Source organism: Halorubrum pallidum, from assembly GCF_055380345.1.
This window is the reverse complement of the sequence record NZ_AP043945.1, coordinates 1257624-1280575: the sequence shown is the minus strand read 5'-3', so window position 1 is coordinate 1280575 and position 22952 is coordinate 1257624. Positions and strand designations below refer to the sequence as shown.

The 22952-nt window shown below is 66.9% G+C and carries 30 protein-coding genes, 3 tRNA genes and 1 pseudogene; 15 read left to right on the top strand and 19 right to left on the bottom strand.

The annotated features are described in order from the left end of the window. Positions 1 to 183: 183 nt before the first annotated feature. The 6 genes from trpD to ACZ45C_RS08215 all read left to right on the top strand — a co-directional run bounded on the left by trpD (position 184) and on the right by ACZ45C_RS08215 (position 5903). The gene (gene trpD / locus ACZ45C_RS08240; RefSeq protein ID WP_460558841.1) at positions 184 to 1242 is read left to right on the top strand and encodes an anthranilate phosphoribosyltransferase; all 1059 of its coding nucleotides are present in this window, start codon (positions 184 to 186) and stop codon (positions 1240 to 1242) included. Beyond that, positions 1242 to 1886, top strand: a complete 645-nt coding sequence (locus ACZ45C_RS08235; protein ID WP_460558337.1) for a phosphoribosylanthranilate isomerase — start codon at positions 1242 to 1244, stop codon at positions 1884 to 1886. Before trpD ends, ACZ45C_RS08235 begins: the two co-directional genes overlap by 1 nt. Next, positions 1883 to 3613, top strand: coding sequence for an anthranilate synthase component I (gene trpE / locus ACZ45C_RS08230; protein WP_460558334.1), 1731 nt, complete (start codon positions 1883 to 1885; stop codon positions 3611 to 3613). Before ACZ45C_RS08235 ends, trpE begins: the two co-directional genes overlap by 4 nt. Then, the gene (trpG, locus tag ACZ45C_RS08225) at positions 3610 to 4203 is read left to right on the top strand and encodes an anthranilate synthase component II (protein ID WP_460558332.1); all 594 of its coding nucleotides are present in this window, start codon (positions 3610 to 3612) and stop codon (positions 4201 to 4203) included. Before trpE ends, trpG begins: the two co-directional genes overlap by 4 nt. A 153-nt stretch (positions 4204 to 4356) precedes the next feature. After that, positions 4357 to 5268, top strand: coding sequence for an NOP5/NOP56 family protein (locus tag ACZ45C_RS08220; RefSeq protein WP_460558329.1), 912 nt, complete (start codon positions 4357 to 4359; stop codon positions 5266 to 5268). Next, on the top strand, positions 5265 to 5903 hold the full coding sequence (locus ACZ45C_RS08215) for a fibrillarin-like rRNA/tRNA 2'-O-methyltransferase (RefSeq protein ID WP_460558326.1): 639 nt from the start codon (positions 5265 to 5267) through the stop codon (positions 5901 to 5903). Before ACZ45C_RS08220 ends, ACZ45C_RS08215 begins: the two co-directional genes overlap by 4 nt. A 1-nt stretch (position 5904) precedes the next feature. On the opposite strand, the gene ACZ45C_RS08210 is transcribed toward ACZ45C_RS08215, so the two are convergent. Beyond that, positions 5905 to 6213, bottom strand: a complete 309-nt coding sequence (locus tag ACZ45C_RS08210; RefSeq protein WP_460558323.1) for a transcription initiation factor IIB family protein — start codon at positions 6211 to 6213, stop codon at positions 5905 to 5907. Positions 6214 to 6291: 78 nt separating this feature from the next. On the opposite strand from ACZ45C_RS08210, the gene ACZ45C_RS08205 reads away from it, so the two are divergent. The 3 genes from ACZ45C_RS08205 to ACZ45C_RS08195 all read left to right on the top strand — a co-directional run bounded on the left by ACZ45C_RS08205 (position 6292) and on the right by ACZ45C_RS08195 (position 7698). Then, positions 6292 to 6993, top strand: a complete 702-nt coding sequence (locus ACZ45C_RS08205; RefSeq protein WP_460558321.1) for an endonuclease III domain-containing protein — start codon at positions 6292 to 6294, stop codon at positions 6991 to 6993. After that, complete coding sequence (locus ACZ45C_RS08200; RefSeq protein WP_460558319.1) at positions 6990 to 7550, top strand: phosphatase PAP2 family protein; 561 nt, start codon at positions 6990 to 6992, stop codon at positions 7548 to 7550. Before ACZ45C_RS08205 ends, ACZ45C_RS08200 begins: the two co-directional genes overlap by 4 nt. A gap of 63 nt (positions 7551 to 7613) precedes the next feature. Next, a tRNA-Leu gene (locus tag ACZ45C_RS08195) sits at positions 7614 to 7698 on the top strand. A 49-nt stretch (positions 7699 to 7747) separates the two neighbouring features. Here ACZ45C_RS08195 and ACZ45C_RS08190 read toward each other — a convergent pair. The 3 genes from ACZ45C_RS08190 to ACZ45C_RS08180 all read right to left on the bottom strand — a co-directional run bounded on the left by ACZ45C_RS08190 (position 7748) and on the right by ACZ45C_RS08180 (position 10467). After that, complete coding sequence (locus ACZ45C_RS08190) at positions 7748 to 9001, bottom strand: RNA-guided endonuclease InsQ/TnpB family protein (protein WP_460558317.1); 1254 nt, start codon at positions 8999 to 9001, stop codon at positions 7748 to 7750. Between the two features lie 123 nt (positions 9002 to 9124). After that, on the bottom strand, positions 9125 to 9427 hold the full coding sequence (locus tag ACZ45C_RS08185) for a hypothetical protein (RefSeq protein WP_460558315.1): 303 nt from the start codon (positions 9425 to 9427) through the stop codon (positions 9125 to 9127). Further along, the gene (locus ACZ45C_RS08180) at positions 9424 to 10467 is read right to left on the bottom strand and encodes an Mrp/NBP35 family ATP-binding protein (RefSeq protein WP_460558313.1); all 1044 of its coding nucleotides are present in this window, start codon (positions 10465 to 10467) and stop codon (positions 9424 to 9426) included. The genes ACZ45C_RS08185 and ACZ45C_RS08180 overlap by 4 nt, the downstream gene beginning before the upstream one ends. Positions 10468 to 10562: 95 nt before the next feature. Here ACZ45C_RS08180 and ACZ45C_RS08175 point away from each other — a divergent pair, with 95 nt between their 5' ends. Beyond that, the gene (locus ACZ45C_RS08175) at positions 10563 to 11324 is read left to right on the top strand and encodes a response regulator (RefSeq protein ID WP_460558311.1); all 762 of its coding nucleotides are present in this window, start codon (positions 10563 to 10565) and stop codon (positions 11322 to 11324) included. A gap of 221 nt (positions 11325 to 11545) precedes the next feature. Here ACZ45C_RS08175 and ACZ45C_RS08170 read toward each other — a convergent pair whose 3' ends face one another. Together ACZ45C_RS08170 and mvk are read right to left on the bottom strand one after the other, a co-directional pair. Then, entirely contained in the window at positions 11546 to 12358 is an 813-nt protein-coding gene (locus tag ACZ45C_RS08170; protein WP_460558309.1) for an isopentenyl phosphate kinase, read from the bottom strand. Next, on the bottom strand, positions 12355 to 13371 hold the full coding sequence (mvk, locus tag ACZ45C_RS08165; protein WP_460558307.1) for a mevalonate kinase: 1017 nt from the start codon (positions 13369 to 13371) through the stop codon (positions 12355 to 12357). Before mvk ends, ACZ45C_RS08170 begins: the two co-directional genes overlap by 4 nt. A gap of 108 nt (positions 13372 to 13479) precedes the next feature. Between mvk and ACZ45C_RS08160 the strand changes: the two genes are divergently transcribed. Together ACZ45C_RS08160 and ACZ45C_RS08155 are read left to right on the top strand one after the other, a co-directional pair. Further along, the gene (locus tag ACZ45C_RS08160) at positions 13480 to 14091 is read left to right on the top strand and encodes a mechanosensitive ion channel domain-containing protein (RefSeq protein ID WP_460558305.1); all 612 of its coding nucleotides are present in this window, start codon (positions 13480 to 13482) and stop codon (positions 14089 to 14091) included. A gap of 25 nt (positions 14092 to 14116) precedes the next feature. Beyond that, positions 14117 to 14485, top strand: a complete 369-nt coding sequence (locus tag ACZ45C_RS08155; RefSeq protein ID WP_460558303.1) for a DUF4870 domain-containing protein — start codon at positions 14117 to 14119, stop codon at positions 14483 to 14485. A gap of 106 nt (positions 14486 to 14591) precedes the next feature. On the opposite strand, the gene rpsB is transcribed toward ACZ45C_RS08155, so the two are convergent. From rpsB to ACZ45C_RS08090, 13 genes are all read right to left on the bottom strand, one after another. Continuing rightward, entirely contained in the window at positions 14592 to 15386 is a 795-nt protein-coding gene (gene rpsB / locus ACZ45C_RS08150) for a 30S ribosomal protein S2 (RefSeq protein ID WP_460558301.1), read from the bottom strand. A 15-nt stretch (positions 15387 to 15401) separates the two neighbouring features. Then, positions 15402 to 16604 (bottom strand): phosphopyruvate hydratase, encoded by a 1203-nt coding sequence (gene eno, locus ACZ45C_RS08145; RefSeq protein ID WP_460558299.1) that lies wholly within the window; start codon positions 16602 to 16604, stop codon positions 15402 to 15404. Continuing rightward, entirely contained in the window at positions 16601 to 16783 is a 183-nt protein-coding gene (locus ACZ45C_RS08140) for a DNA-directed RNA polymerase subunit K (RefSeq protein ID WP_256418636.1), read from the bottom strand. The genes eno and ACZ45C_RS08140 overlap by 4 nt, the downstream gene beginning before the upstream one ends. Before the next feature lies 1 nt (position 16784). After that, positions 16785 to 16979 (bottom strand): DNA-directed RNA polymerase subunit N, encoded by a 195-nt coding sequence (locus ACZ45C_RS08135; protein ID WP_460558297.1) that lies wholly within the window; start codon positions 16977 to 16979, stop codon positions 16785 to 16787. Between the two features lie 12 nt (positions 16980 to 16991). Next, a complete protein-coding gene (locus tag ACZ45C_RS08130; protein WP_460558295.1) occupies positions 16992 to 17390 on the bottom strand; it encodes a 30S ribosomal protein S9 in 399 nt (132 codons plus the stop codon). Next, positions 17384 to 17833 carry a 50S ribosomal protein L13 gene (locus tag ACZ45C_RS08125; protein ID WP_460558293.1) on the bottom strand — a complete coding sequence of 150 codons (450 nt, stop codon included), beginning with the start codon at positions 17831 to 17833 and terminating at the stop codon, positions 17384 to 17386. Before ACZ45C_RS08125 ends, ACZ45C_RS08130 begins: the two co-directional genes overlap by 7 nt. Further along, positions 17830 to 18183, bottom strand: a complete 354-nt coding sequence (locus ACZ45C_RS08120) for a 50S ribosomal protein L18e (protein WP_460558291.1) — start codon at positions 18181 to 18183, stop codon at positions 17830 to 17832. Before ACZ45C_RS08120 ends, ACZ45C_RS08125 begins: the two co-directional genes overlap by 4 nt. 35 nt (positions 18184 to 18218) lie before the next feature. Beyond that, positions 18219 to 18303: transfer RNA gene (locus ACZ45C_RS08115), tRNA-Leu, on the bottom strand. Positions 18304 to 18452: 149 nt separating this feature from the next. Further along, positions 18453 to 19205, bottom strand: coding sequence for a DNA-directed RNA polymerase subunit D (locus tag ACZ45C_RS08110; protein ID WP_460558289.1), 753 nt, complete (start codon positions 19203 to 19205; stop codon positions 18453 to 18455). A gap of 1 nt (position 19206) precedes the next feature. After that, positions 19207 to 19596 carry a 30S ribosomal protein S11 gene (locus ACZ45C_RS08105; RefSeq protein ID WP_004046448.1) on the bottom strand — a complete coding sequence of 130 codons (390 nt, stop codon included), beginning with the start codon at positions 19594 to 19596 and terminating at the stop codon, positions 19207 to 19209. A 6-nt stretch (positions 19597 to 19602) separates the two neighbouring features. Next, positions 19603 to 20130, bottom strand: a complete 528-nt coding sequence (locus ACZ45C_RS08100) for a 30S ribosomal protein S4 (RefSeq protein WP_460558287.1) — start codon at positions 20128 to 20130, stop codon at positions 19603 to 19605. Beyond that, on the bottom strand, positions 20127 to 20651 hold the full coding sequence (locus ACZ45C_RS08095; RefSeq protein WP_460558285.1) for a 30S ribosomal protein S13: 525 nt from the start codon (positions 20649 to 20651) through the stop codon (positions 20127 to 20129). Before ACZ45C_RS08095 ends, ACZ45C_RS08100 begins: the two co-directional genes overlap by 4 nt. Before the next feature lie 57 nt (positions 20652 to 20708). After that, positions 20709 to 20794, bottom strand: a tRNA-Ser gene (locus ACZ45C_RS08090). A 202-nt stretch (positions 20795 to 20996) separates the two neighbouring features. Between ACZ45C_RS08090 and ACZ45C_RS08085 the strand changes: the two genes are divergently transcribed. From ACZ45C_RS08085 to cmk, 3 genes and pseudogenes are all read left to right on the top strand, one after another. Continuing rightward, entirely contained in the window at positions 20997 to 22037 is a 1041-nt protein-coding gene (locus tag ACZ45C_RS08085) for a zinc-binding dehydrogenase (protein ID WP_460558283.1), read from the top strand. A gap of 25 nt (positions 22038 to 22062) precedes the next feature. Continuing rightward, positions 22063 to 22284: pseudogene (locus tag ACZ45C_RS08080) on the top strand (hypothetical protein); the annotation flags it as partial. Between the two features lie 83 nt (positions 22285 to 22367). Further along, positions 22368 to 22946 (top strand): (d)CMP kinase, encoded by a 579-nt coding sequence (gene cmk / locus ACZ45C_RS08075; protein WP_460558281.1) that lies wholly within the window; start codon positions 22368 to 22370, stop codon positions 22944 to 22946. The last annotated feature ends 6 nt before the right edge of the window (positions 22947 to 22952 follow it).

The following is a 22952-nucleotide window of genomic DNA, read 5'->3' as shown; positions in this document are numbered from 1 at the left end:
ACACCGATCATCGACGACTGACGGGCCGACACCGATCATCGACGACTGACGGCGATATCCGAGTGAAAGCCCGATCGAACGGACGTGTTCGACAATGCCGACGCACGCGGAGCGCCGGCGACAGCGTTAAATTAGTGTACACACTTGTACATCATAACGCGGAATACTACATTGGTGAACACGATGGATATCAACGACACGGTCGAACGCGTGACAGACGGGGAAGATCTGACGGTCGAACAGGCGCGCGAGACCGCGCGGCTCGTCTTCGAGGACGCGACGGAGGCGCAGATCGGCGCGCTGCTCGCCGCGCTCCGGGCCAAAGGCGAGACGGAGGCGGAGATAGCCGGCTTCGCGCAGGGGATGCGCGACGCCGCTCGGACGATCGAGCCGGACCGCAAGCCACTCGTCGACACCTGCGGAACGGGCGGTGACGACCACGACACGATCAACGTCTCGACGACCGCCGCCATCGTCGCCGCGGGCGCGGGCGTCCCGATCGCCAAGCACGGCAACTACTCGGTCTCGTCGTCGTCCGGGAGCGCCGACGTGCTGGCGGTCGCCGGTGCCGACGTCGAGGCCGAGCCGCCGGCAGTCGAGGAAGCGATCGAGACGGACGGGATCGGATTCATGCTCGCGCCAGTCTTCCATCCGGCGATGAAGGCAGTCATCGGCCCGCGCAAGGAACTCGGCATGCGGACGATCTTCAACGTGCTCGGCCCGCTGACGAACCCGGCCGGTGCCGACGCGCAGGTGCTCGGCGTCTACGACCCCGAGCTGGTGGGCACCATCGCCCGAGCGCTCGCGCACATGCCGGTCGAGCGCGCCTTGGTCGTCCACGGCGACGGCATGGACGAGATCGGTATCCACGGCGAGACGGTCGCCGCCGAGGTCGACGGCGAGGACGTGCGGGAGTTCGCGATCGAACCCGCCGATCTGGGGCTCGAACGGGCCCCGATCGAGGCGGTCGCGGGCGGAACGCCGGAGGAGAACGCGGCGGACCTCCGCGGGATCGTCGAGGGGACGGTGACGGGACCGAAGCGGGACCTCGTGCTCGCGAATGCCGGCGCGGCCGTCTACGTCGCCGGGGAGGCCGAATCGCTCGAAGCCGGCGTCGAGCGCGCCGCAGACGCCATTGACTCGGGCGGGGCCGCGGCGAAGTTCGCGTCGCTGTGTGGCGACGATTCGGCTGCGGACGCGGCCCCTGACGGTCCCGCCTCGGCGACCTCGGAGGACGACTGATGGCCCGCGTGAAGGTCTGCGGGCTCGCCCGCGACGCGGATCTCCGGGCGGCCGTCGAGGCCGGAGCCGACGCGGTCGGCGTCATCACCGAGGTGCCCGTCGATTCGCCACGGGAAGTGGAGCCGGCCGCGGCGGCCGACCTCCTCGCTGACGTGCCGCCGTTCGTCACGGCGACGCTCGTCACGATGCCCGATTCCGCGGAGCGCGTCGTCGAACTCGTCCGGACGATCGGCCCCGACGCGGTCCAGCTCCACGGCGAGTGGATGCCCGACGAAGTCCGGTACATCCGCGCGGAGACGGAGCGGAAGGTGATACTCGCCGTCGACGCCGCGGAGCCGGACCGCGCCGAGGAACTCGACGCGGTCGCCGACGCGCTCGTGCTCGACTCGACTGACGAGTCGGGCGCGGGCGGGACCGGCGAGACGCACGACTGGACGCGCGCCGGCGAACTCGCCGACCGACTCACCTCTCCCGTCGTCCTCGCGGGAGGGCTCACGCCTGACACCGTCGCGGAGGCGATCCGAGCCGCAGACCCGTTCGCGGTCGACGTCGCCTCCGGTGTCGAGTTGGACGGAGGGCGGAAGGACCACAACGCGGTCGCCCGCTTCGTCGCGAACGCGGGCCGAGAGATGGAGTTAGCATGACCGACGAATCGGCGCTTCTCGACACCGGCAGAGAGACGTTCGTCGACATTGCGAGCGACGATGATGACGAGGGTGACGGACCCGTCGTCGTCCGCGTCGCCGCGTCTCTCGACGCGGACGTGACGCCGCTCGCGGCGTACGCGACGCTGGTCGGCGACAGCCCCTACGGGTTCCTGCTCGAATCCGGCGAGAAGGTCGCCTCGAGCGATCCGGACGGCGCGTTCACGGCCGGCGGGAAGGCGGACAAACACGCCCGCTACTCGTTCGTCGGCTACGACCCGGAGGCCGTCGTCTCCGTCTATCCCGATCGAACCGAAGTCACCGAACTGGGGCCGGCCGCGTCGTTCATCGGCGGCTCCGGCGGTGGAGAAGTCGACGGCGAGGGCGTCGACGACGAAACGGCCGACGGCGCGGACGCAACCGACCTCGGCCCCGCCGAAGGCGACGCGATCGACCGAATCCGGGCGGCGTTTCCAGACGTGCGCCTCCGGGGATTCCCCGACACCGACCGGCAGATCCTCTCGGGCGGGTTCGTCGGCTTCCTCGCGTACGAGGCCGTCTACGACCTCTGGTTGGAGGAGGTCGGCGTCGAGCGCCCCGAGACCGAGTTCCCGGACGCCGAGTTCGCGCTCACGACCCGCACGGTCGTCTTCGACGAGGTGGAGGAGACGGTCGAACTCGTCTTCACGCCCGTGATCGGCGACGACGACGATCCGGGAGCGGTGTACGACGAACTCGCCGCCGAGGCGGAGTGCGTCGCCGACGAACTGCGCGCGGCGTCTCCGCCCGATCCCGACGGAGTTCGCGTATATTCGGAGTCGGCCGGGTCACAGGCCGACTACGAGGCGGCCGTCCGAACAGCGAAACAGCACGTCCTCGACGGCGACATATATCAGGGCGTGATCTCGCGGAGCCGGGAACTTCGCGGCGAGGTCGACTCGCTCGGGCTGTACGCGGCACTCCGGGAGGTAAACCCCTCTCCGTACATGTACGTCCTGCGCCACGACGACCGCAGCATCGTCGGGGCGAGCCCCGAGACGCTGGTGTCGGTCCGTGGCGACCGCGTCGTCTCGAACCCGATCGCCGGCACGTGTCCCCGGGGGACGAGCCCGGTCGAAGACCGCCGGCTCGCGGGCGAGATGCTCGCCGACGGGAAGGAGCGCGCGGAACACACGATGTTGGTCGACCTCGCGCGCAACGACGTGCGGCGCGTCTCGGAGCCCGGGTCGGTCCGCGTCGAGGAGTTCATGAACGTGCTGAAGTACAGCCACGTCCAGCACATCGAGTCGACGGTGACGGGCACGCTCGCCGACGACGCGGACGCCTTCGACGCGACGCGCGCGACGTTCCCCGCCGGGACGCTCACGGGCGCGCCGAAGGTGCGCGCGATGGAGATCATCGCGGAGTTGGAGACGACCCCGCGAGAGGCGTACGGCGGCGGCGTCGGCTACTACGCGTGGAGCGGCGACGCCGACTTCGCGATCGTGATCCGAACGGCGACGCTCGACGAGTCTCCCGCGGGCAGCGCGCCCGGGGCGGAGAGCGAAACCGCGACCGCCGTGACCGTCCGGGCCGGCGCGGGACTCGTCGCCGACTCCGACCCGACCGCCGAGTACGAGGAGACCGAACAGAAGATGGACGGCGCGTTGACCGCGATCGACCGCATCCGCGAGGACGGCGAGCGCGCGGCCGACCCGCTCGCTCCCGGTACGGAGGCCGACGAATGAACGTCGTCGTCATCGACAACTTCGACTCGTTCACGTACAATCTCGTCGAGTACATCTCCGACCAGCCGGACGACGACGAACCGATCGACATCGAGGTGTTCAAAAACACCGCGTCGCTCGCCGAGATCGAGCGGGCAGACCCCGACGCGGTCCTCATCAGTCCCGGCCCCGGCCACCCGAAGAACGAGCGCGACGTCGGCGTCACCGCGGACGTGCTACGTGAACTGTCTCCCACGGTACCCACGCTCGGCGTCTGTCTCGGCCTCGAGGCCGCCGTCTACGAGTACGGCGGCACGGTGGGACACGCGCCGGAGCCGATTCACGGAAAGGCGTTCCCCGTCGACCACGACGGCGAGGGCGTCTTCACGGGGCTCGATCGGGGGTTCCGCGCGGGGCGGTATCACTCGCTCGCCGCGGTGGAGGTGCCGGACGTCTTCGAGGTGACCGCCACGACCGATCACGACGGGGAGTCAATCGTGATGGGCGTCCGACACCGCGAGCACCCGATCGAGGCAGTGCAGTTCCATCCGGAGAGCGTGCTGACGCCGGCCGGCCACGACCTCATCGGAAACTTCCTCGCGTCGGTCTGAGGCCGCCGCGTCTCACGATACCGACAGACGTGCCCTCGCTCGACGCGTGGCTCGCGAGAGGCGACAAGTGATTCCTCGGGTCGCCTGTCCGAGAACCGTTCTCCGCCCGCCACACCGGGACGCATATACGATTTCGGCCGCAGTTCTCCGAGTATGACTAACGACACAGCCGGATCGGGCTGGTTCGCGTCCGTCTCTCGGGACGACCCCGACGCCGCCCGCGACGCCATCGAACGCGGCAGCGCGGAAACCCCGGAAGACTGGCCCGCCAGAGCCGTGGCGTCCGGCTTCGCGGAGGACGAGTCAGACTACTACGAGGCGCTCCGCGAGGCCACCCGCCACGCGGCCCGCGATGCCGTCGAAGAACGAGAGCGGGCGGACGACCAGCAGTTGATACACAGCGTCCGGGCGTTGGACGACTGCGAGCGCATCGCGAACGAACTGGCCGAACGCGCCACGGAGTGGGCGGGGAGCCTGTTCGGCGACGTGGATCCGGGTATCGAGGGCGCTCGGGCGGTCGCCGACCGCGAGCCGACAGACGAGGTCGAAGAGCGAGCGGTCTCGCTCGCGGCGCGCGCGGTCGACGTGGCCGACGAGCGAGACGCGATCGCGGCGACGATCGATCGGGTCGCGCCCGCGGTCGCGCCGAACCTCACGGAGATGGCCGGTCCGGAACTCGCGGCGCGGCTGATCGCGCTGGCCGGAGGACTGGAGTCGCTGGCGAAAAAGCCCTCGGGGACGGTGCAGGTGCTCGGCGCCGAGGACGCGCTGTTCGCGCACCTCTCCGGACGGGCGCCGTCGCCGAAACACGGGATCATCTACACGCACGAGTACGTTCGGGGCACACGCCCCGAAGACCGCGGGTCGGCCGCGCGGGCGCTCGCGGGTAAGCTGACGCTGGCGGCTCGGGCCGACCACTACGCCGGCGAGCGGCGCGAGGCGCTTCACGACGACCTCCGCGAGCGGATGACAACGATCCGCGGACGGGCCGAGGAGTCCGACGGAGAGGGGGACGACGCGGGGAGTGGAGGCAAGGGCGGTACCGAATCGGAGGGAGCCCGATGAGCGACCCCGCGCTCCCGAACGGAGTCGAGCGTCGGGAGATCGACGGTGAGACGCGGCTCGCGACCCGCGGAGAGCCCGTGTACGGAGAACCGACCGAGGACGGCTGGCGCGCCTGGGACCCGCGACGGTCGAAGCTCGGCGGCATGCTCGAACTCGGGTTCGATACCGGACTCACGGGCGGCGAGTCGGTCCTGTACCTCGGTGCCGCGAGCGGGACGACCGTCAGCCACGTCGCGGACTTCGCGGGGCCGACCTACGCCGTCGAGTTTGCGCCGCGACCCGTGCGCGACCTCCTCGACGCCGCGGCGTCCCGGGACCGCCTGTTCCCGCTTCTCAAGGACGCCCGGAAGCCCAGCACGTACGCACACGTCGTGGAAGCCGACGTGGACGTGCTCGTGCAGGACGTGGCGACCCGCGGCCAGGCGACGGTCGCCGTCCGCAACGCGCGGTTCTTGGCGGACGACGGTCAGCTGCTGCTCGCGATCAAGGCCCGAAGCGAGGACGTGACGGCCGAGCCCGACGAGGTCTTCGACGACGCGCTCAACCGGCTCGGCGACGCCTACGAAGTGCTCGAAACGCGACGTCTCGACCGGTTCCACGAGGACCACCTCGGGGTCGTCGCGACGCCGAAGTAGCTCACCACGTCGGCGGCGTGAAGCCGGCGTCCTTCAGGATCGGCTTCCAACGCTTCTGGACCGAGAGCCGAGAGACGTCCATCGCGTCGGCGACGGCGGACTGCGACCGCTCCTGACCGCGGATCAGAGCGGCGGCGTACAGGCTCCCGGCGGCGGCGGCGCGTTTCCCCCGTTCGTCGTCGGGTGCCCGAGAGAGAAAGAGGTCGGTCGCCGTCGAGAGGGCCTCGTCGTCGAGATCGAGCGTCGCACAGGCGTCGTCGAGCCTGTCGATCCACGCCGCGTTGTCGACGCGCTCGCTCGCACGGTACATACCCGAAGTACGCGGCGAGAGGTACATAAGTGTCCGCGTGGTCGCCGCGCTCAAGTCGATCCCGTCCGTACGGCCGGTATGTCGACGCAAGCGTGGACGGATTCGCGGGTACGCGCGCTCCACGATGACCTCGTGGACCTGTACGAACCCGTCGATCGGGAGGCCGAACACGGCGCGGACCCCACCGCTGACCCCGGCGAAGGAGTCAGGCAACTGGTGACGACAATCCTCTCACAGAACGTCGCCGACGAGAACACGAGTCGGGCGTCGGCCGCCCTGTTCGACCGCTACGCGGACTTCGCCGCGATCGAGGCGGCCGACCACGACGAGCTGGCCGAGACGATTCGGGTCGCCGGCCTCGCCGATCAGAAGGCCGCTCGCATCCAGCGTGCGCTGGCCGCGATCCGCGAGGAGACGGGCGGCGCGTACTCGCTGGCGTTTCTCGACGCCATGGCGACCGGGGAGGCGAAGGCGTGGCTGACCGAGATAAAGGGCGTCGGGCCGAAGACCGCGAGCGTCGTGTTGAACTTCCACTTCGGCAAGCCCACGATGGCGGTCGACACCCACGTCGAGCGCGTCTCGAAGCGATTCGGGCTGGTTCCCGACTCAGCCTCGAACGAAGCCGCTCACGATCGTCTCGACGAGCTGGTCCCCGACGAGCTGATCTACCCGCTTCACGTGCTGTTGATCCGCCACGGGCGAGCGCGCTGTTCGGCCCGCGACGCCGACTGCGCGAACCCGGTGTGTGAGACGTACTGCGACTGCGAGTTCTGTCCGTGAACGATCTGTTAGGCTACGTCCGGTGGATCGATCTGCGCGCCGCCGAGTTCGTCACCGCGATACGGACGCCCGCGCTCACGGAGGCGATGACGTCGATGACTGGTCTCGGGTCGGTCACGGCGGGCGTCGTGCTCGTCGGACTGTTCCACCTCGCGGGGTGGCGCGAGGAGTTCCGCACGAGCGTGGTGGCGCTGTCGATGCTCGGCGTCGTGGTCTGGGGGCTGATGACGGTCGTCGAGCGGCCGTTTCCGTCGAATCCGGTCTGCGTGACCGAGGGCTCGTCCGGCACGACGAGTTCGTTTCCGTCGGGTCACGCGGCCGCCGTGACCGCGTACGCGATGGTGGCTCGAACCTCGGAGGTGCTCCCGTTCGCACCAACGGCCGCGCTCGCCGCGCTGATCGCGTTTTCGCGGATCTACCTCGGCACGCACTACCTCTCGGACACCGCCTTCGGGATCGGACTCGGGATCGCGGCGGTGCTCGTCGCCGAGCGGATCCTCGACCGGGTCGACGTCGACGCGCTGGCGGAGCGGCTGCCGTTCGACGCGGACCGCTGATTCGGGATCGAAAGCGATTCGGAGCGACAGCTATTTTTGGGCCACCCGGGTACGATAGCTCGCGCGCGGGTTGCCGAGCCAGGCCAAAGGCGTAGCGCTTAGGACGCTATCCCGTAGGGGTCCGCCGGTTCGAATCCGGTCCCGCGCATGAGCGAACGCAGCTGAGCGAAGAGCAGACCGGTGTCAACTACCCCACGCTAAACGCCTTCGGCGTTTTGAGGGTGGGGCTTGTCCATGAACTCGGCGTCGAACCCTTTCGGGTGGGCGGTGAATCCGCCACTTGGCGTCACCGTTCCAGACTTCAGGGCGAGCTGACTGTCGCCCGTCCGCCGAGACGACTGTTGGCCTCGGCGGACGTACCGCATACCGATGTTCTTCGCCGCGTTGTAGTCTGCGTTCGCTTCCGACTCGCACTTCTGACAGCAGAAATCGGTTCGATTCGGGCGGTTCTCGTCGGCTGTGAAGCCACACTCGGCGCACCGTTGCGACGTGTACGCCGACCCGACTTGCTTCACCGAGATACCTTCCGTTTCGGCTTTATACTCCACTTGCTCGTACAGCGTTCGGAACGCCCACTTGTGACCCCACGATGCACCTGTTCGGTCGCGAATGTGGGTTAAGTCCTCGAAGGCTATCACGTCGCACTCATACCGAAGTGCTTCGTCTACGAGAGCGTTCGACGCTCGGTGAAGTACGTCACGGACGTAGCGAAGTTCCCGGCCACTCGACTGTTCGAGCGTTCGGTGGGCACTTCGTGTCCCGGTCTGTTGGAGTCCGGCGCGTACTTTCTCGAACTCGCGGAGGTCGTGAGTCAACTCCCGCCCGCTGAAAAAGAATGCGGTGCTGGTGACAGCGAGGTTTTCGATACCGAGGTCAACCCCGAGGACCGTTCCGTCCTCGGCGGTGTTCCGCTCCGTATCGGTCTTGTCTCGACGGAAGCCAATGTGTAAAAAGTAGTCGCCGTCGCGGGCGGTGAGCGTGCTTTCCGTGACGCTCCAGTTGTCGGAGTCGAGGTACTGTCGCTGGTAGCCATCGTCGTCGTCGGGGAGGGCAAGCGGACACCGAACGCGACTCTCTGTGGTGGAGAGCGACACCGTATCATCATCAAATACCGTCATGGTCCGGGTGTCGTATTTCACCGTGGGTGCGGTGAAGGTGGGCTTACTCACCTTCTTGTCCTTCGCCTTCCGTTCGAGACAGCCGGTGATGGCTTGTGCGGCTTGGTGGGTGGCGAGAATCGCGTGCTGACTCCCGAGGTCGGTGTGTTCGCGCACGTCGTCGTAGGCGAGGGGTTGTACGTCGCTCTTGGCGTTACACTTGCCCCACGCCATGTCCGTGGCGAGTTGGCAACCGCGCTTCCACTCGGAGATCGTCTCTTCGAGGAGGTCGCGTTGCTCGTCCGTCACTTCAAGACGAGTGATTGCCGTCCGACGCACGTAGTCGCCTGCCACGTATTCAATGTGATCTCTAGGCTACTTATATTTTGGTGGTTGCAACCAATACGAACGCGCTCCTCCCCTCCCTACTCGCTCCCTTTGGTCGCTCCTTGAGGAAGGGGACTCCGCGCTACCGCTTCAGTTGATCTGCATGATGTGGCGGACGTTGAGGTAGATCTCCTCCGGCGACGTCTGCTCGTCGGCGTCGTATAGGTCCGATACCCGGCAGAGGATCGCCGAGAGCTGTTTGCTCTCGGAACTGTCGGATCGAACGTCGTCGGCGACGGCGCGGAGGAACGCTCGTATCTCGGCGTCGTCCGCGAATTCGTCGGCCGCCGCGTCTGCCGCCGCGGTCTCGGGGATGACCGGGTCGACGCCAGCGGCGTCGAGCGGATCCGTGGGATCGTCGTTCCGTCCGTCGATCTTGTCTTCCCCGGTCATCGCTTCTCAGACGTCCCACGTCGGCGGACGATTCCGGCGTTGTTCGCGACGTTCTCGACGATCAGTTTGAACGCGTCCGCGGTCTCGCCGTCGTCGAGCACGACCGGATCGCCGTCGTCGCCGCCGGTGCGGACCGCGGGATCGAGCGGGACGCCGCCGAGGAACGGGAGTTCGTGTTCGGTCGCGAGTGCCTTGCCGCCGCCGGAGCCGAATATCTCGTGGAAGCCACCGCAGTCCGGACATCTGAACCCGGCCATGTTCTCGGCGACGCCGAGCACGTTCGTGTCGTGTTTTCCGAACATCCGAAGTCCCTTCACGGCGTCGTCGAGCGCCACCTCCTGCGGGGTGGTGACGATCACGGCACCCGTCAGCGGGAGCGTCTGTAGGATCGTGAGTTGCGTGTCGCCGGTACCCGGCGGGAGGTCCATCACGAGGTAGTCGAGCTCTCCCCACTCGACGTCCTCGACGAGTTGCGTGATGATCTTGTGGACCATCGGGCCGCGCCAGATGACGGGGTCGTCTTCGCCGGTGAGAAAGTCCATGCTCATCAGCTTCACACCGAACTTCTCTGGCGGGACGATGGTCTCTCCGTCGGTCTGCGGTCGCTCCTCCGCCGAGACCATCCGCGGGACGTTCGGTCCGTACACGTCGGCGTCGAAGAGTCCGACACGCGCACCGAGTTCCGAGAGCCCCGCAGCGATGTTGACCGCCATCGTCGACTTTCCGACGCCGCCCTTCCCGGAAGCGACCGCGATCACGTTCTGGACGCCGGGAAGGACCTGATCGTCCGCCGAGAGGTCGTCCGGGATCGACGCGGAGAGTTCGACGTCGAGGGGCGCGTCGGCGAGCGCGTCTCGCACGTCACCCGCGATCGCGGATTCGTGCGGCGAGAACGGCGCGCCGAGCGCCAGCGAGATGCGGACGACGTTCGCCTCGGCCTCGATATCGATGTCGTTCACCAAGCCGAGGGAGACGATGTCGTCGCCGAGATCGGGGTCCTGCACGGTCGCGAGGCGCTCGCGCACGTCCGATTCGTTCATGCCCGAACGGAAGGTTCTGGGTCGAATAAGGGTTCGGTACAGTGCTCGATGCTCCGAGGCAAGTGTTTATTTTGTCCGCACCGAGATAGATCTGCATGCTCGAACGAGTGAGGTCGGACGAGTCGATACGGGTCCTCCACGTCGAAGACGACACCGCGTTCGCCGACCTCACTGCGTCGTATCTCAACCGTCTCGATTCGGGGTTCAAACACGAATCGGCCCAGACGATCGAGACCGCCGAGCGTCGGTTCGAGTCAGAGTCGTTCGACGCCGTCGTTTCCGATTTCGATCTCCCCGACGGAACGGGGATCGACTTCCTCGAACACGTGCGTGGGAAGGACGCCGAACTTCCGTTCGTGCTTTTCACCGGAAAAGGAAGCGAGGAGGTCGCGAGCGAAGCCATCTCCGCGGGCGTCACGGACTACCTCCAGAAACGCGGGGGAACGGACCAATACGAAGTGCTCGTCAATCGGATCCGAAACGCCGTCGACCGCCACCGGCTCATGAAACAGGTCGATCGGAGCATCGCCGCGTTGGAGGCGGCGAGCGAGCCGATCGCGATACTCGGATCCGACGGCACCTACCTGTTCGCTAACGAGCCGTACGCGTCGGTGTACGGCGTCGATACCGTTGAGTTGGTCGGAACTCACTGGAAAGAGTTCTACCCCGACGACGAGATTGAACGCTTCACGGACTCGATCTTACCGCGCGTGACCGACGACGGTCACTGGAGCGGAGAGGCGACAGTCGAGACGACGGACGGGTATCGCGTCCGCGAGCGACTGGCGTTGACCCACACGACCGACGGCGGTCACGTGTGTATCATCCGGGGTGCAGAGCGGATCACGGGACCGTAGGGACGCGCCGACACGACCCGTTCGTCCGTCTACAGGCGGAGCAGGCCGAGTGTCTCGAAGTCGCGAGAGACACAGTCTTCCGTGATGACGAGACTCTCGGCGTTTCGAACCACTTGATCCCGAGGGCCCACTCAGAGAGCACGTTCGGCATGCTACCGTGACGATCGCGAACTTGGCGGCTATGTCGTCTGCCAAGTATCGGCCACGACATCCGGAATGGCCTACGGTCGCCCGGATCCGCCGTCGATCCGGGTTCCCGCGTCGTCTCCTCGCAGGAACGCCGCGAGTCCGTCGGCGCCGAACACCTGTGCCGGCGCGTCGAGAGCAAGCAGCTCTCGAACCTTCGCCGCCATTCCGCCGGAGACATCCGTCGACTCGCTCGCGCCCAGCGCGTCGGCGACCGCGTCGAACTCGTCGATCGTCTCGATCACGTCGCCATCGGCGTCGAGGACGCCGGGAACTGTCGAGCAGACGCCGACGCGTTCCGCACCGAGCGCGTCCGCCAGTTCGACCACCAACTCGTCGCCGGAGACGACCGTTACGCCCGCACCGGCGGTCGCGACACCGTCGCCGTGGAGCACGGGAACGAACTCCTCGTCGAGCAGCGTCGCCGTCGAGACGCTCGGCAGGTCGAGGTCGCCGCCCGTACCCTCCGGCCGGGCGGAAAGCGAGAGCGGGTGGACCGGAACGGCGGGCACGTCCCGCTCGTGAAACCCGGCGAGGACGTGTCGGTTCAGGGTCGTCATCGCGCCGTGGATGTCCATCACCGCGTCCACGTCGCTCGTGCCCGCGGTCGTCGAGACGCCGTGCTCGCTCGCGTGATGATGCCCGAAGCTGCCGCCGCCGTGGACGACCACAAGCCGAGAGACAGAGCCGTTCTCACGGGCCGTAGCGATCGCGTCACAGGCTGCAGCGAGCGCCGCGCCGTCGAGCGTCTCCGGTCGGTCCTTCTCCGTGATCAGGCTCCCGCCGAGCTTGAGCACGACGGGAGGCGTCGATATATCGGCGTCAGAGGCCACTTCGTCGCCAGTCACGGCTCCACCACCCGAACACCGTCGGTCGCGAGTTCCGCCCGAAAGGTCTCCTGACAGCCCTGCGTGAACGAGAGCGCTGTCTCCGTTTCGTCGCTCGGATCGAGCGCGACGATGCAGCCGCCGCCGCCGGCGCCGGTGAGCTTCGCGCCGTGTGCGCCCGCGTCGCGGGCGGCCCAGACCATCGTGTCGAGCGAGCGCGCGGAGACGCCGAGCGCGGCCAACAGCCCGTGGTTGAAATCCATCAGCTCGCCGAGTTCCTCGAGCAGCGCCGGCGACGGAGTATCACCCGGGGCCGCGTCCGCGAGCAGGTCTTCGCCGGTTCGGACCACGTCACCGATGGCGGTGACCGTGTCGGCGGCGAACGCGTACTCGTCTCGGAGTTGACCGACGCCGGCCACCAGCTCCCCGGTGTCGCCCGCGCCGCCGTCGAAGCCGACGACGAACGGGAGGTTGGGGGCATCGATCGGCTCGCAGTCGTCGCCTTCGACCCGCACCGCACCGCCCATCGTCGAGCAGAACGTGTCGGCGCGGGAGGCCTGTCCGTCCTGCACCTCGTGCTCGGCGCGGTACGCGCGGTCGGCCAGCTCACGCGGGTCGAGCGGCTCATCGAGTGCGCGAGTCGCGGCGTCGATTCCGGCGACGACGACCGCGGCCGACGATCCGAGCCCTGCGCCGAGCGGGATGTCGCTCTCGACCGCGATATCGAAGCCGGCGTCGGGAGCGTCCGCCGCGTCGCGGGCCTGTCGGACCGCGGCGTCGACGTACCCCATCGCGGCCTCGACCAGCGGGGTCGGCACGTCGACGTCCGGACGGTCGTCCGTTCCGCCGGCGTACTCCACGGTGAACCCATCGAGCGAGAGATCCTCGGCCTCGACGCGAACATGGTCGTCGTCGCGGGGTTCCGCACTCACGGTGGCTCGACGCTCGATCGCCGCGGGGACGGCCGGCTCGCCGTACACGACGGCGTGTTCGCCGAAGAGATACACCTTCCCCGGCGCGTCACAGACGGTCATACGAACTCCCTCTCTCCGCGTGCTTACAGGCGTTGCGCTTGCGCGGGCGTGACCTCGACCGTCCGGTCGCCCCCCACCTTTTCACCCCGGGTCACCGTTGCGTGTCTCATGTCACCGATACTGTCGCTGCTCGCGCGAGCGTTTCGCGACTTCCTCGACGGTGTGGCTGTCGCGATACCGCGCCTGCTCTCTGGGCTAGTCTTTCTAGCGCTGGCGTACGTGACGGTGCGGGTCGTCCTCGCCGTCGTCCGCTCGTCGATAGAACGGGTGTACGTCGGCGACCGCGAACTGGTCGGCGACCTCATCGTCACGCTCGCGGCGATCTTCCTGTGGTTCGGCGTTGCACTCACCTTCCTGAAGGTCGTCGGTATGGGCGACATCGCGGCGAGTCTCGGTACCGCCGTCGGGTTCATCGCGCTCGGCGTCTCCTACGCGCTCTCCGAGATGATCGAGGACACGGTCGCCGGGATCTACCTGTTGAAGGATCCGGATTTCAACGTCGGCTATCGCGTCGAGGCGAAGGGCGTGACCGGAACGGTCGCGGCGATCGAACTCAGGAAGACCCGGATCGACACCGACACCGGGGATCGAATCGTCGTCGCGAACCGCGAGATAGAGCCGCGGTGGACCCACGACGTACCCATGTCGCCAGACGCGGAAACGACGGACGGAGATGCGGAAACGACGGGCGGAGACGCGACGGGGGCGGCCAACACCTAAATACCGAGACGCAGATATCGCACCTATGGCGTCCACAGCAGAGAGCGTCGGTGCCGGCGGAACGAGCGAGAACACCACGATGGCGGCGTTGACGCACGTCCTCGCGCTGTTCACGTGGTTGGTCGGACCGCTCGTGATCTACGTCGTCACGAACGACGCGTTCGTCAAGGAGAATGCGCGCAATGCTGTCAACTGGCAGATCTGGTTCAGTATCTACTCGATCGTCGCGAGTGCGTTCGTCCTGATGACCGCGCTCGTCGGAATCGGGCTCTTGATCGCGCCGGTACTGTTCCTCGTCCTCGGACTCATCGACACCGTGCTCATCGTGATCGCCGCGGTGAAGGCGTCCGACGGCGAGGCGTGGCACTACCCGCTCACGATCGATCTGCTATAAGCAAACAGCAATCCGTGTTCCGAGCGTTTGGCTGTGAAGAACGCGGCCGCTCTGCGGGTGGCGTCGCGGGACGGTGAAAAGCCGAACTCGAATCTGACCGACCGAACTAGAGTTCGTCCTCGAAGTCGTCGAGGGCGAACACGGTGTCAGTGCCGCGGCGGTCGAGCGTCTCGTTGGCGAGCAGCCAGTAGACGACAGACAGCGCGCGTCGACCCTTGTTGTTGGTCGGAATGACCAGGTCGACGTTTGACAGCTGGTTGTTGGAGTCGCACATCGCGATCACGGGGATGCCGACGGTGATGGCCTCCTTGACGGCCTGTGCGTCGCCGATCGGGTCGGTCACCACGACGACATCGGGCTCGATGTAGCCGGCGTAGTCGGGGTTCGTCAGCGTGCCGGGGATGAACCGTCCCGTCCGGGCGCGAGCGCCGATAGCGTCCGCGAACTTCTCGGCCGGGAACCGACCGTACTGCCGCGAAGACGTGACGAGGATCTGTTCAGGATTGTAGTTCGCGAGGAAGTCCGCAGCGGTGCGGATGCGCTGGTCCGTCGTGCTCACGTCGAGCACGTACAGCCCGTCGTCCCGAACGCGGTGGATGAACCGCTCCATGTCCTTCGTCTTCTGCTGGGTCCCGATGTGGACACCCGCGGAGAGGTAGTCCTCGACGGGGATCAGCAGGTCGACGTCGTCGTCGGGCATGACGTCGTCGTCGAACGGGGAGGCCTCCTCCTCGTCGGCGGCGGCGTCGCCCGCGTCGGCCTCGCTCTCGGCGTCGGCGGCCACGTCGGCCGCGTCGGCGGTCGGTTCCTCGGTCGTGTCGGCCTCCTCCTCGACCGCCGCGTCGACCGCCTCGGTCTCCGCGTCGTCGTCGAGTTCGACCGCGTCGTTGTCTTCACTCATGCGTGTGTAGGCCCGTCATACCGCGTCGTCCGCGATGCGGACCAGTTCGTTCAGCTTGGCGGTGCGCTCGCCGCCGACCGTACCGGTCTTGATGTAGCCGGCGTCAGTCGCCACGGCGAGGTGTGCGATTGTCGTGTCCTCGGTTTCGCCCGAACGGTGCGAGATGACCGTCTCGTACCCGTTGCGGGCGGCGAGTTCGACCGCGTCGAACGCGTCAGACAGCGTCCCGATCTGGTTCGGCTTGATCAGGATGCTGTTTGCCGCGTCCGTGTCGATCCCCTCCTGGAGCCGCTCGACGTTGGTGACGAACAGGTCGTCACCGCAGATCAGCGTCCGGTCTCCGACCCGGTCGGTCAGTTCCGCGAACGCCTCGTAATCGTTCTCGTCGAGCGGGTCCTCGACGTACGCGAGGTCGTACTCGTCGACGAGACCGGCGACGTACTCGACCTGTTCGTCGGTCGACTTCGTCTCATCTCCGTACACGTACGCGTCGGTCTCGTCGTCGTACAGCTCTGCGGCCGCCATGTCGAGTCCGAAGCGGATCTCGAAGCCGACCTCGCTCTCGACGATATCGACGGCCTCCTCGACGACCTCGAACGCCTCGGCATCCGAGATCGGCGGGGCCCACGCGCCCTCGTCGCCCTTCGCCGCGGGCACGCCGCGCTCGTCGAGCACGTCCGCGACCGCCGCGTGGACCGCGGCGTTCGCGAAGACGGCCTCGGAGACGCTCGGCGCGCCGACCGGCGCGGCGAGGAACTCCTGAATGTGGGTGGCCTCCTTGGCGTGTTCCCCGCCGCCGACGACATTGCCGAGCGGAACGGGGAAGTTCTCGCCACGGAACGCGCCGCCGAGGTGCTGGTACAGCGGCGCACCGAGCACGTCGGCTGCGGCCTTCGCGGCCGCCATCGAGATAGCGACCGCGCTGTTCGCGCCGATCGCGGAGAAGTCGTCGGTCCCGTCGGCCGCGCGCAGCGCCCCGTCGACGGCGCGCTGATCGCCGGCGTACAGCCCTTCGAGCCGCGGAACGGCGTGCTCACGGGCCTTCGCAATGGCCTCGTTCGCGGGGAGTTCGATAGCCTCGTACTCACCGGTTGACGCCCCGCTCGGGGCCGCTCCGCGCCCGAATCCGCCGGACTCGGTGAGCACGTCAGCCTCGACGGTTGGATTCCCTCGCGAATCGAGTATCCGTCGCAGCGAGATGCTCGTGATTCGCGTCATTTCTCTCCCTCCCTGCGGACGGTGAAGGGGAGTACACCCGCATCGTACTCCTCTGCAGCGACGAGGATCGGCTCCGTTTGGTCCGATTCGATCAGCACGGGCGCTCCGTACGACACCTGCAGCGCTCGCGCGCCGAGGATTCGTGCCTTCTCGTATCGATTGTATCGTTGTGCAGACATTTTACTGGTACGGCGAGACGACGTCGACGAGGTCCTGATGGCTGACCATCATCCGGCGACAGCAGTGCCGGTCGACCCCGAGATCGTCGAGGACCGCGCCGGGGTCCTCGTCGCCCTCGCGGGCTCGCTCTTTGAATTCTTCCCAGTGTTCACCCACGACATTGCCGCACGTGAAACACCGGACGGGGATCATCATGACTGGATCACCTCAGCGGTAGGACTTCTGGTAGCGGGCACGCGCGCCGGGTCCGCCCCACTTCTTGGGTTCGGACTGGCGGACGTCGTTGACCAGGAGCGTCCGGTCGAATTTCATGTACGCGTCGCGCAACTCGGCGTCGCCGAGGTGCTGAACGATCCCACGCGCGATGGCGGTGCGGGTGGCGTCGGCCTGCCCACTGAATCCGCCGCCCTCGACGGTGACGTCGATGTCGACATCGTCGCGGAGTTCCTCGCCCGCGATGCGGAACGGCTCGAGCATCTTGAGCCGCGCCTGTTCCGGTTCGACCAGCTCGACGGGCTGGGAGTTGATGCGAACGCGACCCTCGCCGTCGCGCACCGTTGCGCGGGCGACGGCCGTCTTCTTCTTGCCTGAGGTGTTCGTTACCATGTGACGTTGGCTCCCAGAGACTCGGAGATATCACCGAGCGTGGTGAAGTTGATGTTCGAGAGACGGTCCAGCGACGTGCCGTCGAGGACGACGCTCTCGGCGTCCTCGTCGCGCTCGTAGGGGTTGCCCACGTAGACGCGTACGTTCGAGAGCGCCTCGCGACCGTCTTCGGACTTGTACGGCAGCATGCCGCGGATGGCACGCTTGAAGATTCGGTCGGGGCGCTTGGGGTAGTACGGGCCGCTGTCGGAGCCGAGCTCCGCGCGGGTGTGGTACGTCTCCATCGTCGCCTCCTCGTTGCCGGTGATGACCGCGCGTTCGGCGTTGACGACGGCGACGGACTCCCCGGCGAGGGCGCGCTGGGCGACCTCGGAGGAGACGCGACCGAGAATGCAGTCGCGGGCGTCGACGACGACGTCCGCGTCGATTTTCGCGATACTCATCGAATCACCCGAACGTTGCTGCCTTCGGGGTTCTGTTCGACGAACTGTTCTAGCGACACCGCTTCGCCGGCCTGGTCGATCTTCGTGCGGGCGGTTCCCGAGAAGTCGACGGCGGCGACGGTGACGTTCTTTTCGAGCACACCGCTGCCCAGCACCTTGCCGGGGACGACGACCGTCTCGTCTTCCTGAGCGTACCGCTCGATGCGACCCAGGTTGACCTCAGCGTGCGTGCGCCGTGGCTTCTCCAGTCGGTTGGCGACATCTTGCCACACGTTGGCACCGGAGTCGCGCGAGACCGACTTCAGATCGGCGATGAGGTTCTGTAGTTTCGGATTCGTCTTGCTACTCATAGCTCCCTCCTAACGAGAGGTTCTGAAAAACGGAGTGCAGGGAGCAGGATTTGAACCTGCGGACCTCTACAGGACAGCGCCCTGAACGCTGCGCCGTTGGCCTGACTTGGCTATCCCTGCGTGCACTCCTGCGTAATCCGGCTCCCTTCAAACCACTTTCGGTCCCGGCGTCGCCGGGACCACGCGGCCGTTCATCGGCGCGAGCGTCGGCGTCGCGACTGCGAGCAGGGGCGAGCGCCGACCGGGTGGTTCGAAGGTCCGTCATTACGTTAGACCGTGACTTTCGTCTGTAGTTCGTCCGCGCGCTCCTCGATGGAGTCGATCGCGCGGAGCAGCAGTTCCTCGACGCTGAACGAGCCGTCCGTTTCGATGTGGAAGACGAACGCGCCGGGGACATCCTCGACGCTGACTTCCTTTCCGGGGTATCGGTTCGACAGGTCGTTATCGAACTCGTCCGTGAGCACGATGTCGCCATCGGGCGTCTCGACGACGCCGCGGAGGATCTGCGGTTCGTCCTCGTCGAACTCGCCGCGGTCGCCGTCGACCGTGACGCGCTGGAGGTGTCGGTAACCGACGGAGACGCCGCCCTGATGTTTGGCGTGCTCCTTCCCGGTGTCTAACACCGCGTCGGCCTCGAATTCCAGCCGCTGTCCCTCTTTCAATTCGATGATCGGGATATTGTCGTCCGCGACTCCGACCAGCGGATCGGCGCTCTCGATGTCGCCGGAGTAAGCCGTTCCCGGTCCCTCGACGTCGAGTGCGAGCGTGACCTCGTCACCGACCTCGAAGTCGTCGAGCGGAGTCGTCAGCGGAACAAGCCCCAGCCGCAGGCCGATCATCTCGTCAAACATGACGGAGGAGTTCTCGACGAACCGGACGGTGTCGATCGAGAACGTCGGGACGTCGGCGATCATCGCGCGGCGGATGCCGTTCGCGAACGCCGGGGTGAGCCCGCGGATCAGTACCCGCGCGCTGCGTTCGTCCCGTTCGACGTACTCAACGTCGAAATCTGCGTCACTCATGTCAGACTCGCTTGTTCTTCGGCGCCTTCGTCCCGTCGTGCGGGATGGGCGTGACGTCCTCGATCCGGCCGATCTCGACGCCGGCGCGCGAGAGCGCGCGGATCGTCGCCTGCGCACCGGGACCGGTGGACTTGTTGAGGTTGCCGCCGGGGCCGCGCACGCGGACGTGCACGCCCTCCAGGCCAGCGTCTTTGACGCGCTCGGCGACGACTTCCGCCATCTGCATGGCGGCGTACGGCGACGCCTCGTCGCGATTCTGTTTCACCACGGTGCCGCCGGACGACTTGGCGATCGTCTCGGCTCCCGTCTCGTCGGTGACCGTGATGAGCGTGTTGTTGAACGATGCGTACACGTGGGCGATTCCCCACTTTCCGTCCTCGGATTCACTCATGGTTAGTTACTCCTGTGACTCCGCGCGCTCGGGGTGGAGATCGTCCGCGAGCGGGCTGTTCTCGTCGAAGGCGATTTCGCCCTCATCGGCCACGTCGACTTTCACCGAGGGGCGCGTCACGCGGGCCCCGTTGACGGTGATGTGCCCGTGAACGATGAACTGGCGGGCCTGCTGGGTCGAGGACGCGAATCCCTGCCGGTAGGCGACCGTCTGGAGACGGCGTTCGAGCAGGTCGGTCACGTCGAGCGACAGGACCGTCGAGATGTCGTCGTTGTCGCCGAGGATGCCGATGCGACGGAGTCGTGCGACGAACTCCGCGCCGGCGTCTTGGGCGGCGTCGACGTCGCCTTGGGCCTCGCCGAGCAGGCGACGCGCCTCGCGGCGCATGCTGCGCAGTTCGGACTGGGCACGCCAGAACTCCTCTTTGTTCTTCAGGCCGTACCGCGAGAGGAGATCAGACTCCTCGGCGATGCGCTCGCCCTGGTACGGGTGGTTCGGCGTCTCGTAGCCCTTCGTGTTCTTGCCGGTGCTCATTCGTCGTCACCCGCTGCTTCTTCTTCCGCCATCTCCTCGCGGATCTCTTCGACGTTGACGCCGATTGTTCCCTCGGACCGGCCCGTGGACTTCGTGCGCTGGCCGCGTACCTTCTGGCCGCGCTTGTGGCGAACGCCCTTGTACGATTCGATGATCTTCATCCGGTTGATGTCGTGGCGACGCTTCTCGCTGACGTCGGTGCCGACGAGGTGCGTCGTCTTTCCGGAATAGAAGTCGTTCTGTCGGTTCGTCATCCACGACGGGACGTGGTCTTCGAGGTTCTCGGCGATGTCGACCACCGCGTCGATAGCATCCTCGTCGAGGAGACCGAACGTGGCGTTCTTGTCCACGTCGGCCTTCTCGGCGACCAGCCGCGCCGTGCGCGTGCCGATGCCGTCGAGTTCGGACAGGCTTCGCTCGACCGTCTTCGTCCCGTCGAGGTCAGCGCCCCCGATACGGACGAAGTACTGGAGGTCTTCTTCCTCCTCCGGTGAGTCGTCCTGTGATTCTTCCGTGCTCATGTGTTGGTTGTGGTGAGTCCTACCGGCGCGAATCCGGCGGTACTCGGTCCGTTCGAGCGTTGCGGCGGGGATTCGAACCCCGGAGGCAGTGACGCCACAGAGTTAGCAACCCTGCGCCTTGGGCCAGGCTTGGCTACCGCAACTCGCGTTGTATCGTCGCCCTCTCGGACTCGGGGTCCGGCACCCCTGCAGTTCGTGCATCCGTACGGTCCCGCCTTCGGTACTTAAACATCACGAAAACAGCGGGTGAATGCGCCCAGATCGCACGGATGAGACGGCCTACCGTGCGATGAAATCACAGCCGGTTGGCGTACTGTTTAGTGGGTGCCGCGGGTAGGTTCTCGCATGAAGGCAGTCCAGTTCGATTCCCACGGCGACCGCGACGTGATCGAGTACGGCGAGTTTCCGGACCCCGAGCCCGACCGGGGCGAGGTGCTCGTCGACGTCAAGGCGGGCGCGCTGAACCACCTCGACATCTGGACGCGACGCGGCCTCCCGGGCGTCGATCTGGAGATGCCGCACATCCCCGGCAGCGACGCTGCAGGAGTCGTCGAGGCCGTCGGCGAGGGCGTAACGCGGTTCGAGCCGGGCGACCGCGTGGCCGTGAGCGCCGGCGTCTCCTGCGGGGAGTGTGAGTTCTGCCGACGCGGCGAGGAGTCGCTTTGCGCCTCGTTCCACATCATCGGCGAGCACGTCCGCGGCGTGCACGCCGAGACCGCTGCGGTGCCCGCCGAGAACCTCGTTCCCGTCCCGACGGGCGTCGACTGGGAGGTCGCCGGATCCGCGTCGCTCGTCTTCCAGACCGCGTGGCGGATGCTCCACACGCGGGCCGACATCGAGGCGGGCGAGAAGGTGCTCGTGCTCGGCGCGTCGGGCGGCGTCGGCCACGCCGCGGTCCAGATCGCCGATCACGCGGGGTGTGACGTGTTCGCGACCGCATCCACGGAGGAGAAACTCGCGCACGCCGAAGACTGCGGAGCCGACCACGTCATCGACTACGAGGCGAACGACTTCGCCGACGAGATCGCCGAACTGACCGGGAAGCGCGGGGTCGACGTCGTGGTTGACCACATCGGCGAGGCGACGTACCCAGACTCGCTGAAATCGATGGCGAAGGGCGGTCGACTCGTCACTTGCGGCGCGACCACCGGGCCGAACCCGGGCGCGGGACTCAATCGGATCTTCTGGAACCAGCTGTCGGTGATCGGGTCGACGATGGCGACGCCCGGCGAGGTCGACGACGTGCTGGAGCTCGTCTGGGACGGCACCTTCGAACCGCGCGTGCGCGAGGTGCTCCCGATGAGCGAGGCCGCACGGGCCCACGAGCTGATCGAGAACCGTGAGGGCTTTGGCAAAGTGGTGGTGAAACCCGACAGTGAGATCTGAGTCCGACGCCGCCGCCGGCAACACCGAGCCCGACGCCGACGGCTTCGGCCGGAAGGGGTGGGCGCTGACCGCGGTGCTTTTCACCTGCGTCCTCGTCATTCCCGGGATCATCTACCTGTATCCGTACGCCGCCGGTTCGCTCGGATTCACGTTCTTCGCGACGTACCTCGCGCTCCCGCTGATTCCCGCCGTCCTCCTCGGACTCGTCGCCGTGTGGTCGATGACGGCGGCGACCCGAGACCAGTAGTCGGAACGAATCGGTCCTGTCCGTCGCCTCCGTTCCGAGGACGGAACGACAATCGTTTTGAACGACACCCGCGGAGTAGCGATATGTTGATCACCGTCTCCGGCCCGCCGGGAAGCGGGAAGAGCACGAACGCCGCCGCGCTCGCCGATCGACTCAACCTCGATCACGTCTCCGGCGGCGACATCTTCCGCGAGATGGCGGCCGAACGCGACATGACGCCGGTCGAATTCAACGAGTTCGCCGAGGAGGACCCGCAGATCGATCGCGACCTCGACCGTCGGCTTCACGAGATCGCCACGACCCGCGACGACATAGTCATCGAATCGCGGCTCGCGGGATGGCTCTCCGCCGACGCGGCCGACTTCCGGTTCTGGTTCGACGCGCCCGTGGCCGTCCGCGCCGAGCGGATCGCCGATCGAGAGGACAAGTCGGTCGAGCGCGCGAAAGCCGAGACGGAGCGCCGCGAGGCCTCCGAGCGAAAACGGTACTTGGAATACTACGACATCGACATCGACGACCTCTCGATATACGACGCCGCCTACAACACCGCCCGCTGGGGACCCGACCGGTTTATCGACGCGCTCGTCGCGACGGTCGACGCGTACGACCCGGACGACGACGAGGGGAAGGCACCCATCGAGGGCGTGAACTACGACTTCTGAGGCAAC